A 14,224-nucleotide genomic window follows, 5' to 3' on the forward strand; every position below is an offset into this window, starting at 1 on the left:
TCCGGCCCGTGGTCGACCTCGCGTACGGGCCGACAGGGGCGGATACCGGCTGCGGGACACGATTAGGCTGGGCGCCGGCGTGGCGCGGTGGGACGCCGGACCAGTGTTCGACAGATCAGGAGGACCAGTGAGCGGCGATCGGAACGAGAGGCGCGGCGGGACGTGGGACGTCCCGACGGACGATCAGTCCGACGCGGAGCCCGAGCTGACGGGCGAGTTCACCATCGACTACACCCCGCCGGCCTGGTACACGCAGGGCGCGGCCCCGGCGGCCGCCGCGATCCCGGGCCTGCCCGAAGGCAGTGGCTTCGAGCCCCACCGGCCGCCGCCGTCGGACCTGGAGACCCCTCCGACGATGCGCATCGCCCCGCCGGCTCCGCGCACGGCGTCGACCGCACCGGCACCGGCACCGGCACCGGCCATGCCGTACGCAGGCACCCCCGATGCGCCCACGGCGCTGACCGCGGACTCCCCGGCCGCACCGTACGTTCCGGCGGCAGACACCTCCGCCCCGCCGTACCCGTCGCCCCATGACACTGCCCTCCCGCCCTACCCATCGGCGGGCAGCGCCCTGCCGCCCTACCCATCGGCGGGCAGCGCCCTGCCGTCGTACCCGTCGACGCCGGGCAGCGACGCCCCGCTCCGCACGCCGGCCCCGGACGCCGTCCCGCCGTCGCACCTGCCGGCTCCGGACGGCGCCGCCCCGGCCTACCACCCGACCCCGGACACCGCCCTGCCGTCGTACCCGTCGGCCGCCTCGGACAACGCCGCCGCCCGGGCCCACACCTCGGCCCCGGACTCGGCCCTGCCGTCGTACCCATCGCCCTCAGAGACTCCAGCACCGGCCTACAGCCCGGCCCCGGACGCCGCGCAGCCGTCCTACCCGTCGACCTCGGACAACGCCGCCGCCCCAGCCCACACCCCGGCACCGGACTCGGCCCTGCCGTCGTACCCATCGCCCTCAGAGACTCCAGCACCGGCCTACAGCCCGGCCCCGGACGCCGCGCAGCCGTCCTACCCGTCGACCTCGGACAACGCCGCCGCCCCAGCCCACACCCCGGCACCGGACGCCGCGCAGCCGTCGTACCCGTCCGCCTCGGACAGCGCCGTCCCGCCCCACACGCCCGGCCCGGGCGCCGGACTGCCGCCGTACCCGGCGGCCTCGGCCGGCGTCGTGCCGGGCCGCGCCGACGGCGCCGCGCCGCAGGACGCCGCGCCCGCCCACCCGGCGTACGCGTCGGGCCCGCAGAGCCCGAGCGGTTCGGGTGCCGAGGGTGCCGCCGCGGACGCGCAGGCCGCACAGGGCTCCCCGGGTGAGGCGTACGCGCCGGCGCCCACCGGCGCGGAAGGCACGGAGGGTGCCGCACCGGCGGCGTACCCGAGCGGCGCCCTGCCCGCCGAGTCCCCGGCCGATCGGGGCCCCTTGAGCGACCCGTACGCGTCCGCGCAGGCCGCGCCGGAGCACGGCACGCCGCCCGCTGTCGTGCGTACGCCCACTCCCCCCGCGGGGACGGTCATTCCGGCGCCGCGCGCAGCGAACACCTTCGAGGGATCCACCGGATCCGGCTCGGTGTCCGGCACCGAACTCCCGCAGTGGTCCTCCGAGTTGTCCGCATCCGCGGATCCCCAGGCCGGGTACGACATCCTGCCGCCCGCGCAGCCCCGGCCGCAGCCCCAGCCCCAGACGCCGGACGCCGGGTACGGATTCCCGCCCGCGCAGCAGACCCCGCAGCCGGGCCCCGGGTTCCCCCCGCCCGCACAGCAGCAACCGCAACCGCAGCCGCAGTACGCCGATCCCCGCGGCGGCCAGTGGCAGCAAGGCCCCCAGGGCCCGCAGGGCCCCCACGGGCACGACCCCCGCTACGGCGCCCCCCAGCCCTCCGGCGGAGCCCCCCTCGGCTACACCGCCGCCGTCGAGCTGTCCTCCGACCGCCTGCTCCGCGGCAAGCAGAAGGCGAAGAGCGGCAACAACGCCTCCGGAGGCGGCGGCCTGTTCCGCTTCGGCGGCAAGGCGGCCGAGGCCGAACGGCGCCGCAAGCTGGAGCTGATCCGCACCCCGGTCATGTCCTGCTACCGGATCGCCGTGATCAGCCTCAAGGGCGGCGTCGGCAAGACCACGACCACCACCGCCCTCGGCGCCACCCTCGCCACCGAGCGCCAGGACAAGATCCTGGCCATCGACGCGAACCCGGACGCCGGCACCCTCGGCCGCCGCGTGCGCCGCGAGACCGGGGCCACGATCCGGGACCTGGTCCAGGCGATCCCGTACCTGAACTCGTACATGGACATCCGCCGGTTCACCTCCCAGGCGCCCTCCGGCCTGGAGATCATCGCCAACGACGTGGACCCGGCCGTCTCGACGGCCTTCAACGACGAGGACTACCGCCGCGTCATCGAGACGCTCGGCCGCCAGTACCCGATCATCCTCACCGACTCGGGCACCGGCCTCCTCTACTCCGCCATGCGCGGGGTCCTGGACCTGGCCGACCAGCTGATCATCATCTCGACCCCGTCGGTGGACGGCGCGAGCAGCGCCAGCACCACCCTCGACTGGCTCTCCGCGCACGGGTACGCCGACCTCGTCTCGCGCTCCCTCACCGTGATCTCCGGGGTCCGCGAGACCGCCAAGATGATCAAGGTCGAGGACATCGTGCGGCACTTCGAGACCCGCTGCCGCGGTGTCGTCGTGGTCCCGTTCGACGACCACCTCGCGGCCGGCGCCGAGGTCGACCTCGACATGCTCCGGCCCAAGACGCGCGAGGCCTACTTCAACCTCTCCGCCCTGGTCGCCGAGGACTTCATCCGCGCCCAGCAGCAAGCGCCCCAGAACCACTGGGGCCAGCCGCAGCCGCCCCAGCAGCCCTACCCGCAGCCTCAGCCGCACCAGCAGCCCCAGCAGCCCCAGCAGCCGCAGCCCCCTTACGGGCAGCAGCCCTACCCCACCCCCGGCCAGCCCTGGCCCCAGCAGCCCGCTCCGCCGCAGCCCGGCGGGCCCCCGCGCGACCCGCGCCTGGGCTGACGGAGCCGGCACGCGCACGAGGGCCCGTACCGCCCCGGAATCCCCGGGACGGTACGGGCCCTCGCCCGTCGTCCAACCGCTCGTCAGCCCGTCAGGCCGTACGGCCGACAGGCCGTACGGCCGTCAGTGCTCCGCGTCGTACGAGTCCGTCAGCACCCGCGCGCGCTTCACGTCGTCCGCGATGGCCTCCAGCAGCCCGTCCAGCGACTCGAACTTCGCCATCCCGCGCACGTAGGCGAGGAAGTCGACGGCCACGTGCATGCCGTACAGGTCCAGGCCGACCCGGTCGATCGCGTACGCCTCCACGGTCCGCTCGGTCGCGTCGAACTGCACGTTCGTGCCGACCGAGATCGCCGCCGGCATCCGCTCGCCGTCCGCCGTCAGCCAGCCCGCGTACACCCCGTCGGCCGGGATCGCCGTGTGCGGCTGCGTCTCCACGTTCGCCGTCGGGTAGCCGAGCTCGCGTCCGCGCTGCGCACCGCGCACCACGATGCCCTCGACCCGGTGCGGGCGCCCGAGGATCTCGGCCGCGCCGTCCATGTCGCCCTGCGCCACCAGCTTGCGCGCGAGCGTGGAGGAGAACGGCACGCCGCCGCCCGCCTCGCCGCGCTCCACCAGGTCCACGACCTCGACCTCGTAGTCGTAGGTGGCACCGAGCTGCCGCAGGAACTCGACGTTGCCGGCGGCCTTGTGGCCGAAGCGGAAGTTCGGGCCCTCGATGACCGCCAGCGCGTGCAGCTTGTCGACGAGCACCTTCACGATGAAGTCGGCCGGGGACAGCTGCGAGAACTCCGCCGTGAAGGGCAGGATCAGCAGCGCGTCCACGCCCAGCCCGGCCATCAGCTCCGCGCGCCGGTCGTACGGGGCCAGGATCGGCGGGTGGCTGCCGGGGCGGACGACCTCGCTCGGGTGCGGGCTGAAGGTGACGACGACGGAGGGGACGCCGAGCTCGCGCGCCTTGGCCACGGCGCGTCCGATGATCAGCTGATGACCCCGGTGGACGCCGTCGTAGGAGCCGATGGTGACGACGCCGCGTCCCCAGTCCTGGGGGATGTCCTCCAAGCCACGCCAGCGCTGCACTGTGACCGCTCCTCGCCCGAACCCTGTAGGCCCTGTCCTGGTTGCCGATTGCAGGTCTAAGACTGCCATGCCGGTGGCCGCTGCCCATCATCGGCGTCGTCCGGCGGGGAGGCGCTGTTCGCGAGGGTCTCGACCGTCCGGCGCGCGCTCGGCCCCAGCAGCGCCGCAGCCTCCTGCGGAGCCCGCTCCAGCCAGGAGGCCACGAGTGCGCCGAAGGCCGGTTCGGCCCGCGCCAGCTCGACCGTGCGCCGCTCGAAGACGGCCGGTCCGCCCGGGGCCCGCAGCAGTTGCCGGCCGGTGCGCCGCAGCAGGTCCCGGGTACGGTCCGGTGCGCCGGTGGCCGCCCCCGCCGCCAGCGCGCCGAGGAAGGTGTCGAGCACCGACGCGTCGAGCTCCTCGCGGAGCAGCTCCTCGGCCAGCTCGCCGCGGAGCGTGTACGAGGACTCCGTGCCCGGGGCGGCCAGTACGCCGGCCAGCGCGGCCCGCACCGGGGGCGGACCGGAGCCCAGGAGGTCCCGTACGAGCGGGCGGAGCACAGGGGCGGCGGCCAGTCCCTGTTCGAGCCGCCGGTCCACGAACTCGGCGGCGTGCGCGGCGTCCTGCGGGTGCCGCGCCAGGTGGTCCCGTACGAGGTCGGCCGCGCGTCGCGCGAGGCCCGGCGTGGTCAGCGCGGCCAGGGCGCGCACCACCTCCCCGTCGGCCCGCTCCCGCAGCGCGGCGAACACCGCGTCCGGGTCGGGCAGCATGGGGAGCGCGGCGACCAACGCGGAAGCGGGCAGCGGCGTACGGCGCCCGGGGTCGCGGAAGCAGGCGAGGGCGTCGGGGAGGTAGCGGGCCCGTACCTGGGGGTCGCGGAGCAGGATCCCGAGGGCGCTGCCGTGCAGGGAGGCGTCCGCGGGGCGGGCGAGGAGGGCTTGTGCGGCGTAACGCAGCAGCTCGCGGTCGGCGGGGGTCCGCACGTGCGGGGCGGTGAGCGGCCCGTACGCGGCGGCCGCGACCCGGCGGCCGGGCCGCTCGTCGTGGGCCCAGCGGTCCACGGCCCGGCTGAGGGCGGAAGGCTCGTCCTCGGCGAGTACGGCGAGCAGCTCGTCGGCGCGGGGGTGCGCGGCGGTGACGAGTGCCTCGGTGAGGTCGTCGACGGCGAGGCTGCGGTGAGTGTGCAGCAGCGCCTGCGCGGCGGTGGCGACGGTGGCCCCGGGCCGGCCGAGGAGCCGCCGCTCGTCGCGGAACCAGCCGCAGAGCAGGGGCTGCACGAGCCGCGGCGCCCGGGCCAGCCGCCGGGCGGCGGCGTCGAGCAGGCGGTGGTCATGGGGCACCAGCCGTCGTAGCAGCTCGAACCGGTCCTCCTCGGCGACTCGCACCCGGGTCCAGAACCACGCCCCGAACTCCCCCTCGTCCTCCCGGCCCTGACCGGGATCGGGCGGGCCGCCGGATTCGGTGGTCCCGCCGCTCCCCCTGCTTCCGGCGCGGGCGGAGGCAGCGGCAGCGGCAGCGGCAGCCGCCTCGGGGCGGAGGTGCCCGGCCTGCGCACCGGGCCCGCCGGCCCGCGGGGTTCCGCCCCGGGTGGGGACCCCCGGGTGCCCGGCGGTACCGGGTCCCGCCCACGCGGTGATAGCCGCCGGGCCCGGGCCCCCCAGGGCTCCCGCGTACGCCGCGGCACCGGCCGGCGTCGGGGCCGTCGCGGCGGCCGGTGCCGGGCGCGGCGGGTCCGCCCCGGGAGGGGTGCCTCCCGCCGGGGCGGGCCGGGCCAGGTGCTCGGCCAGGGCGTGCAGGACCTCGAGGCAGGGTGTGGCGTCGGGGGCGCGCAGGAGGGTTTCGCCGACGAGGCGGGCGGCCCACCAGCGGGGTTCGGGGCCGGTGTCCTCGCCGAGCAGGGCAACGAGCCGTTGCAGCGCCGCCGTCCGCTCCCCGGGCGGAAGCAGGCCCACGGCCTCCAGCACGGGCCCGATGCGGTGCCGGGGCACGTCGCGGCCCAGGGTGTCCAGGGCGGCTGGGAGGTCCAGGTGGGCGGCCTGCACCCAGTCGGCGAACTCCTCGTGGGCGAAGCGGTAGCCCTCGCCGGCGGGCACCAGCAGCCCCTCGGCGAGCACCGCGGAGGCCCACCCCGACCGCCACGGAAACAGTTCCTCGAAGGAGGCCCGGTCCAACTGCCCCTGGCCCGGCCCCAGACAGCGCCGCGCGGCTTCGTGCACCCGCCCGGCCACGCGCACGGCCAGCCGGCCCGCACCCGGCCCGTACACCCCGGCCGTGTCCGGCTCGGCCGTGTACGGCCTGCCCGCTTCCGGCCCGCCCGGCCCGCCCATGTCCGGCCCAGCCATGCCCGACCCAGCCATGCCCGACCCACCCGTGCCCGACCCAGCCATGCCCGACCCAGCCATGCCCGACCCGCCCGACCCAGCCATGCCCGGCCCAGCCATGCCCGACCCGCCCGACCCAGCCATGCCCGGCCCAGCCATGCCCGACCCGCCCGGCCCACCCGTGCCCGGCCCAGCCATGTCCGGCCCGCCCGTTTCCGGCCCTCCCGGCCCGCCCATGTCCGGCCCAGCCATGCCCGGCCCGCCCATGCCCGGCCCACCCGGCCCGCCCATGCCCGGCCCACCCGGCCCGCCCATGCCCGGCCCACCCGGCCCGCCCGTGCCGGCCGGGTCCGCGGCTCCGCCGGGTCTGCGGGGCTGCGGCAGTGCGGCCGACACCCGGACGGCCACGCGCAGGCACAGCAGGTCCAGGTGCGCGGCGAACACCTCGTCGCGCGACGGACGGCCCGCGGTGACCCCGGCCGCGCGGAGCTCCGCGAGCAGCCGCAGCGTGAGCGGGTGCCGGGCGTCGGCTGCGGCGACGGCGTCGGCCGGGATCCCCAGCCGGGCCCGGACCTGCGCCGCTTCCTCGGGGGTGAGATCGCCGATCGGGACCGCCGGCGGCAGCCGCCGGGCCGGCCGGGCCGGGGTGCGGAGCATCCGCGGCGGGTAGAGCCGCCCGGCCGACTCCCAGTGCTCGGGGCGGGAGGCCACGACCAGCCGGGCACCGCTCGCGACGAGCCAGGCGGCGGTGGCCCCGGTCCACGGCCCGGCCCGCCCCGCGAGCCGCGGCGGCATTTCCTCGGGCCCGTCCAGGACGACGAGCAGGGCCCGCCCGGCCGAAGCCACCAGCGCGGCCAGCGCCGACGCCGGGTCCGGCCCCGGGGCGGCGGCCGGCACCTCCAGGGTCCGGCCCGCCTCCGTGAGTGCCCGCGCCACCGCGTCGGCCAGCGAGGTGTCGTCGGGCCGCAGGTCGGCGCCGCGCAGCCAGAGGGTCGGGGCCGGCCGCGGGCCGCGGGCGCGGCGGACCGCCAGGGCGGCGAGGGCGGTGGTGCGGCCGGTGCCGGGGCGGCCGACCAGAGCGAGGACCGGGCGGTCCCCGGCGGTGAAGGCATCGAGTTCGGCGGCGATCGCCGGGCGGTCCACCGGCTCCGGTCCACCGGCCGGGAGGGCCGCGCCCAGTGTGGTCCCGGTGAGCCGCAGGGCTCCGGCGAGGTTCAGGTCGGCGCCGTAGCCCGGCACGGTGGCGGCGTTGCGCTCGAGCAGCGCGGCGAGGGGCCCGCCCGGATCGGCGGCGGCCGCGGCCGCGAGGGGCACGGCGAACCCCCCGGAGCGGTGCTCCGCCTGCAGAGCGGTGCACAGGACCGCGAGCACCGCTCCGGTTCCGGCGTCCAGCACCGGGCCCCCGCAGGCCTCTCCGCCGAGCCGCAGCGCGTCGCGCCCGTCGGTCCCGATGGCCAGTTCCAGCGCGGCCGGGAGCAGGTGGAAGCGGTCCGTCGCCGTATGGGCGGCCCTGTAGGTGGCTTCGGCCGCGCCGAGCACCCGCGCCTGGCGCCAGCCCCGCGCGGGCAGCCGTACGTACGTCCCGGGAGCCACCACCCCCCGCGGCGCGACCGGCAGCGGCCGTACCCCGAGCCCGTCGCTCCGTACGAGCGCGAGCCCCAGCTCCGGCAGGGCGGTCACGTCCGAGGCCCCCGCCGTCCAGGTCCGCTCCCCCGGCGCCGGCCCGTGCAGGACCACCCGGGCCAGTCCGTCCACGGCCTCGTGGCTGGTGAGCACCGTCCCGCGGTCGTCCGCGACGAACCCGCTCCCCCGCGGCCGCCCGGCGAGATCGCAGATCCTGATCAGTTCCGCCGTCACCGCACCACTCCCCGCCGCGCGTGCCCCGTAGGCACGACCGTAGGCAGAGGAAGATCAGCGGGAACAGCACGCGTGGCGAAAGCGCCCCCTTACGCTCCCTCCATTCACTCCGAGCGCCTGCTCGGACGGGTGAATAAGGGGGTCCGGGTGGATAGAGACCTACCCGAGGGGGGTCGTGGAGCGGTGAGCAGCAGTTCCTGTGCGCTCACCGCTCCACGTCAATCGGAGACCGGACGCTCGTCCCGGCAGGACGTTCGTCTCAGCCGGCCAGCCAGACAGCCGGACCAGCCGGACCAGCCGGGTCAGACAGATCAGACGGGTCAGACGAAGACGGCGAGCGACTTGGCCTTGCCGCCCTTGCTCTCCACCAGCCCGAGCAACTGCCCGTCCGGCCCGTAGACCGCGACCGCCTTGCCCGGTTCGTACTCGTCCGGCATGTCGATCCGCACGCCGTTCGCCAGCAGTGACGCCCGCCGGGCGTCCAGCTGCCAGCGCGGGAACGCGGCGGCCGCCGCGTCGCCGATCGGCATGACGGTCAGCTCCTCCTGGAGCTGGTCGAGCGTGCGCGCCCGGTCGATCTTGTACGGGCCCACCCGCGTGCGCCGCAGCGCCGTGAGGTGCCCGCCGACGCCGAGGTCGGCGCCGAGGTCCCGCGCGAGCGCGCGGATGTACGTACCGCTGGAGCAGACCACGGAGACGACGAGGTCGACGACCTTGGTGCCGTCCTCGGCCTCCGCCTCCCGCATGTCGTACACCTGGAACGAGGAGACGGTCACCGGGCGGGCCGGGATCTCGAAGTCCTCGCCGTCGCGTGCGCGCTTGTAGGAGCGCACGCCCTTGATCTTGATGGCGCTGACCTTGGACGGGACCTGCATGATCGCGCCGGACAGCTTGGCGATGCCCGCGTCCACGCCCTCCCGGGTGACCCCGGTGGCGTCCGTGGACGAAGTGATCTCGCCCTCGGCGTCGTCCGTCAGGGTGTTCTGGCCCAGCCGGATGGTGCCGAGGTACTCCTTCTCCGTGAGCGCGAGGTGGCCGAGGAGCTTGGTGGCCTTCTCGACGCCCAGGACCAGCACGCCCGTCGCCATCGGGTCGAGCGTGCCGGCGTGGCCGACGCGGCGGGTCTTGGCGATCCCGCGCATCTTGGCGACCACGTCGTGCGAAGTGAAACCGGACGGCTTGTCGACGATGACCAGGCCGTCCGGAGTCTTCCCTGCGTTGGTGCTCATTACGCGGATGCGTCCCCGTCTTCGTCGGCGTCGGCGTCGTCCTCATCCGGCTTCTTGTACGGGTCGGCGTCGCCGGCGTACTTGGCGCCGGAGGACACCTCCCGCACCTGGGCGTCGGAGGTCCGCGCCTTCTCGAGGAGGTCCTCGATGCTCTTGGCGGTCTCCGGGAGGGCGTCCGCCACGAACGTCAGCGTCGGCGTGAACTTGGTCTGCGCCGCCCGGCCGACCGCGGAGCGCAGTACGCCCTTGGCGCTCTCCAGGCCCGCTGCCGCACTGACCCGCGCCTCGTCGTCTCCGTACACCGTGTAGAAGACCGTGGCCTCCCGCAGGTCGCCGGTGACCCTGGTGTCCGTGATGGTCACGTGCGTACCGAGGCGGGGGTCCTTGACGCCGCGCTGCAGCTTCTCGGCCACCACCTCCCGGATGAGGTCCGCCAGCTTCTTCGCCCGCGCATTGTCGGCCACTGGTCCGTCTCCTTCTCAAGTCTTGCGGTCAGTCTTCATCACCGTGGAGCCGCCGTCGTACCGACAGCAGTTCCACTTCCGGACGTGCCGCGACCAGCCGCTCGCAGCGGTCCAGTACATCCGAGAGGAACCCCGTGTCCCCACTCACCAGAGCGACCCCTATACGGGCCCTGCGGTGCAGGTCCTGGTCGCCCACTTCAGCCGCGCTCACAGAGAACTTGCGCTGGAGCTCGGCCACGATGGGCCGGACGACGGAGCGTTTCTCCTTCAGCGAGTGAACATCGCCGAGGAGCAGATCGAAGGACAGGGTCCCCACGTACATGCAGTTCCGGATATCCCGCCGGTGCGGGTTCGGTGGCCTGCCGGCCGTCGCGCGGCAGGGTCATCAGAACCGTACACGCAACGGCCGGGGCCGATCGACGGATATTCCGCCGACCGGCCCCGGTGTTACAACAGCACCTACGACACGGTGCGAACCGCCTCGCGCTTACGCGCGGGGCTTCTCGCGCATCTCGTACGTCGCGATGACGTCGTCGATCTTGATGTCGTTGAAGGAACCGAGGTTGATACCGCCCTCGAAGCCCTCGCGGATCTCGGTGACGTCGTCCTTGAAGCGGCGCAGACCGGAGATGGTGAGGCTCTCGGCGATGACCTTGCCATCGCGCAGGAGCCGCGCCTTGGTGTTGCGCTTGACCTCGCCGGAGCGGATGAGAACACCCGCGATGTTGCCCAGCTTGGACGAGCGGAAGATCTCGCGGACCTCCGCCGTACCGAGCTCGACCTCTTCGTACTCCGGCTTGAGCAGACCCTTCAGGGCCGCCTCGATCTCCTCGATGGCCTGGTAGATCACCGAGTAGTAGCGGACGTCGACACCCTCGCGGTCCGCCATCTGCGCGGCACGGCCGGCCGCACGGACGTTGTAACCGATGACGATGGCGTCGGAGCCCATCGCCAGCGAGATGTCGGACTCGGTGACCGCACCCACACCGCGGTGCAGGACACGGATGTCGACCTCTTCACCGACGTCGAGCTGGAGCAGCGAGGACTCGAGAGCCTCGACCGCACCGGACGCGTCGCCCTTGATGATGAGGTTGAGTTCCTGGACCAGACCGGCCTTGAGGACCGAGTCGAGGTCTTCCAGGGACACCCGGCGGACGCGCTTGGCGAAGTTGGCGTTGCGCTCACGCGCAGCACGCTTCTCGGCGATCTGACGGGCGGTGCGGTCCTCGTCGACGACGAGGAAGTTGTCGCCGGCGCCGGGGACGTTGGTGAGACCCAGGACCAGGACGGGGGTCGACGGACCCGCTTCCTCGACGTTGTTGCCCTTGTCGTCGAGCATGGCGCGCACGCGGCCGTAGGCGTCGCCCACGACCATCGTGTCGCCGACGCGGAGGGTACCGCGCTGGACGAGGACGGTGGCAACGGCACCGCGGCCGCGGTCGAGGTGGGACTCGATCGCAATACCCTGAGCGTCCTGCTCCGGGTTGGCGCGCAGGTCGAGCGAGGCGTCGGCGGTGAGGACGACGGCCTCGAGCAGGGAGTCGATGTGCAGACCCTGCTTGGCGGAGATGTCGACGAACATCGTGTCGCCGCCGTACTCCTCGGCGACCAGACCGAACTCGGTGAGCTGACCGCGCACCTTGACCGGGTCGGCACCCTCGACGTCGATCTTGTTGACCGCGACGACGATCGGAACGCCGGCGGCCTTGGCGTGGTTGAGCGCCTCGATCGTCTGCGGCATGACACCGTCGTTGGCCGCGACCACGAGGATCGCGATGTCGGTCGACTTGGCACCACGGGCACGCATGGCGGTGAACGCCTCGTGACCCGGGGTGTCGATGAAGGTGATCTTGCGGTCTTCACCGTTGACCTGGGCACCGACCTGGTACGCACCAATGTGCTGCGTGATGCCGCCGGCCTCGCCCGCAACGACGTTTGTCTTGCGGATGGCGTCGAGCAGTCGGGTCTTACCGTGGTCGACGTGACCCATGACGGTCACGACCGGCGGACGCGGCATGAGGTATTCCTCGCCGCCCTCGTCCTCGCCGAACTCGATGTCGAAGCCCTCGAGGAGCTCGCGGTCCTCTTCCTCCGGGCTGACGATCTGAACGACGTAGTTCATCTCGCCGGCCAGCATTTCGAGGGTCTCGTCGGAGACGGACTGCGTGGCAGTGACCATCTCGCCGAGGTTCATCATCACGGCGACGAGCGACGCCGGGTTGGCGTTGATCTTCTCCGCGAAGTCGGTGAGGGACGCACCGCGCGACAGGCGAACGGTCTCGCCGTGACCACGCGGCAGCATGACGCCGCCGACCGACGGGGCCTGCATGGCCTCGTATTCCTGGCGACGCTGGCGCTTGGACTTGCGACCACGACGCGCCGGACCACCGGGACGGCCGAAGGCACCCTGCGTGCCACCACGGGCACCGGGACCACCGGGACGCCCGCCGAAGCCGGGACGACCGCCGCCACCGGCACCAGCCGGACCGCCGCCGAAGCCGCCGCCACCGGGACGGGGACCGCCGAAGCCGCCACCGCCGCCGGGACGCGAGCCCGGACCGGCCGGACGACCGGCGAAGCCGCCGCCCGCGGGACGACCCGCGCCACCGGCACCGCCGGGACGGGGACCACCGGCACCGGGACCACGGCCACCGGGGCCGCCACCGGGACGGGGACCGGGACCACCGGCAGCGGGACGCTGCGGCATCATGCCCGGGTTCGGACGGTTACCACCGGGAGCACCACCAGGGCCACCGGCACCGGGGCGTGCGCCGCCCTGCGGACGCGGCATGCCGCCCGGGGTCGGACGGCCTGCACCGGCACCCTGGGGACGCGGAGCGCCACCGGGGCCGCCCTGCGGGCGGGGAGCACCCTGGCCGCCACCGGCGCCGGGGGCACCGGGACGGGGAGCGCCGGCCGGACGGGGCGCCTGCGGGCGCGCCATGCCGGTGGAGCCACCAGAGGTGAACGGGTTGTTGCCCGGACGGGGACCGGCCGGACGGGCGCCCTGCGGACGCGGTGCCTGCGCACCACCGGCGGAACCGCCGGCGGGACGCTCGGCACGCGCCGGAGCGGCACCGGCCGGACGCGGGGCGCCGGGACGGGCGCCGGACTGGCCGCCCTGGGCCGGACGCTCCGGGCGCTGCTGCGCCGGACGCGGGCCGGGGGTCGCGCCGGGACCGGCGGGACGCTCGGTGCGCGCCGGAGCCGCGGCGGCCGGAGCCGCCGGAGGCGCGGAGAACTCGGTCGCCACGGGAGCCGCCGGAGCGGGCTTCGGGGCGGCCGGAGCCTTGGGACCGGGACGCGGACCACCGGGGGCGGCGGTCGGGGTCACCGGGGCGGGGGCGCTGACGGCCGGGGCCTCGGCAACGACCGGCTTGGGGGCCGGGGCGCCGGGCTTCGGGGCAGCGGGACGTGCAACGGCACCCGGGGTGGGAACCCCGGGCTTGGCGGGGGCGGCCTTGCGGGGCTCACCCGGCTTCGCAGCGGACTTGCCGGCGTTGCCGCCGGGGCCCTGCAAAGCATCGGTCAACTTGCGTACGACCGGCGCCTCGATCGTCGAGGACGCCGAACGGACGAACTCACCGAGTTCCTGGAGCTTGGCCATGACGACCTTGCTCTCAACTCCGAACTCCTTGGCGAGTTCGTATACCCGGACCTTAGCCACTTCGCTCCTTTTAGGTCCGGGTTACGCCGGACCGTCTCTACTTCATGCTCGTACTCATCGCGTACTCATCGAGGGGTGCTCATCGCAATCTCGACCTACTTCCAACTCGCGAGGTACCTGACCGCACGGTGATCCGTGCCGTACTACGTGCTTACGGTCTCGCCTCGGCCTCATCGGCCACGGCGTTGTGCAGTTCCGCCGTGTCGAACGGTCCTGCGGACTTGAAGGCCCGGGAGAACGCCCTACGGCGGACAGCCTGGTCGAGGCAGACCACGGCGGGGTGCACGTAGGCACCCCGGCCGGGCAGCGTACCGCGAGGATCGGAGACACATTTGTCACCGACCGCCACGATGCGCAGCAGATCGCTCTTGGCCGCTCGCTCCCTACACCCCACACAGGTGCGTTCGGGGCATGTTCGGGCTTGCGTCCGGCCAGACACGCTTAAGTCTACCTCCCCGCACCGACCTCACCCCTTCGGGCGAAAAATCGAACGGATGTTGTCGTGATCACTAGTGCCGGGTCCGGCCGCTGAAACCTGGGCGGCGGACAGCCGTGCACGTCGGGCAGGGCTCTTTTCGTCCCTGCCGTCCCTGTGTACCGCCCGGACAGCT

At 74.4% G+C, this 14,224-nt stretch carries 8 protein-coding genes; 1 reads left to right on the plus strand and 7 read right to left on the minus strand.

Translation table 11 applies throughout. The annotated features are described in order from the left end of the window. Nucleotides 1-127 precede the first annotated feature (127 nt). On the plus strand, nt 128-3,019 hold the full coding sequence (locus MTF69_RS23900) for an SCO5717 family growth-regulating ATPase (RefSeq protein ID WP_243337533.1): 2,892 nt from the start codon (nt 128-130) through the stop codon (nt 3,017-3,019). Nucleotides 3,020-3,142: 123 nt separating this feature from the next. Here MTF69_RS23900 and MTF69_RS23905 read toward each other — a convergent pair whose 3' ends face one another. The 7 genes from MTF69_RS23905 to MTF69_RS23935 form a co-directional block, all read right to left on the minus strand. After that, the gene (locus MTF69_RS23905; RefSeq protein ID WP_243337535.1) at nt 3,143-4,099 is read right to left on the minus strand and encodes a bifunctional riboflavin kinase/FAD synthetase; all 957 of its coding nucleotides are present in this window, start codon (nt 4,097-4,099) and stop codon (nt 3,143-3,145) included. A 56-nt stretch (nt 4,100-4,155) separates the two neighbouring features. Continuing rightward, on the minus strand, nt 4,156-8,253 hold the full coding sequence (locus MTF69_RS23910; protein WP_243337537.1) for a serine protease: 4,098 nt from the start codon (nt 8,251-8,253) through the stop codon (nt 4,156-4,158). 320 nt (nt 8,254-8,573) lie between these two features. Further along, nucleotides 8,574-9,482 carry a tRNA pseudouridine(55) synthase TruB gene (gene truB / locus MTF69_RS23915; RefSeq protein WP_243337546.1) on the minus strand — a complete coding sequence of 303 codons (909 nt, stop codon included), beginning with the start codon at nt 9,480-9,482 and terminating at the stop codon, nt 8,574-8,576. Further along, complete coding sequence (gene rbfA / locus MTF69_RS23920; RefSeq protein ID WP_243337548.1) at nt 9,482-9,946, minus strand: 30S ribosome-binding factor RbfA; 465 nt, start codon at nt 9,944-9,946, stop codon at nt 9,482-9,484. Before rbfA ends, truB begins: the two co-directional genes overlap by 1 nt. 28 nt (nt 9,947-9,974) lie before the next feature. After that, the gene (locus MTF69_RS23925) at nt 9,975-10,268 is read right to left on the minus strand and encodes a DUF503 domain-containing protein (protein WP_030161467.1); all 294 of its coding nucleotides are present in this window, start codon (nt 10,266-10,268) and stop codon (nt 9,975-9,977) included. Nucleotides 10,269-10,433: 165 nt separating this feature from the next. After that, a complete protein-coding gene (gene infB, locus MTF69_RS23930; RefSeq protein WP_243337549.1) occupies nt 10,434-13,613 on the minus strand; it encodes a translation initiation factor IF-2 in 3,180 nt (1,059 codons plus the stop codon). Between the two features lie 151 nt (nt 13,614-13,764). Next, on the minus strand, nt 13,765-14,052 hold the full coding sequence (locus MTF69_RS23935; protein WP_243337551.1) for a YlxR family protein: 288 nt from the start codon (nt 14,050-14,052) through the stop codon (nt 13,765-13,767). Nucleotides 14,053-14,224: the final 172 nt, after the last annotated feature.

Origin of the sequence: Streptomyces sp. AP-93 (assembly GCF_022808175.1) — a bacterium.
In the GTDB taxonomy this organism is placed as follows: domain Bacteria; phylum Actinomycetota; class Actinomycetes; order Streptomycetales; family Streptomycetaceae; genus Streptomyces.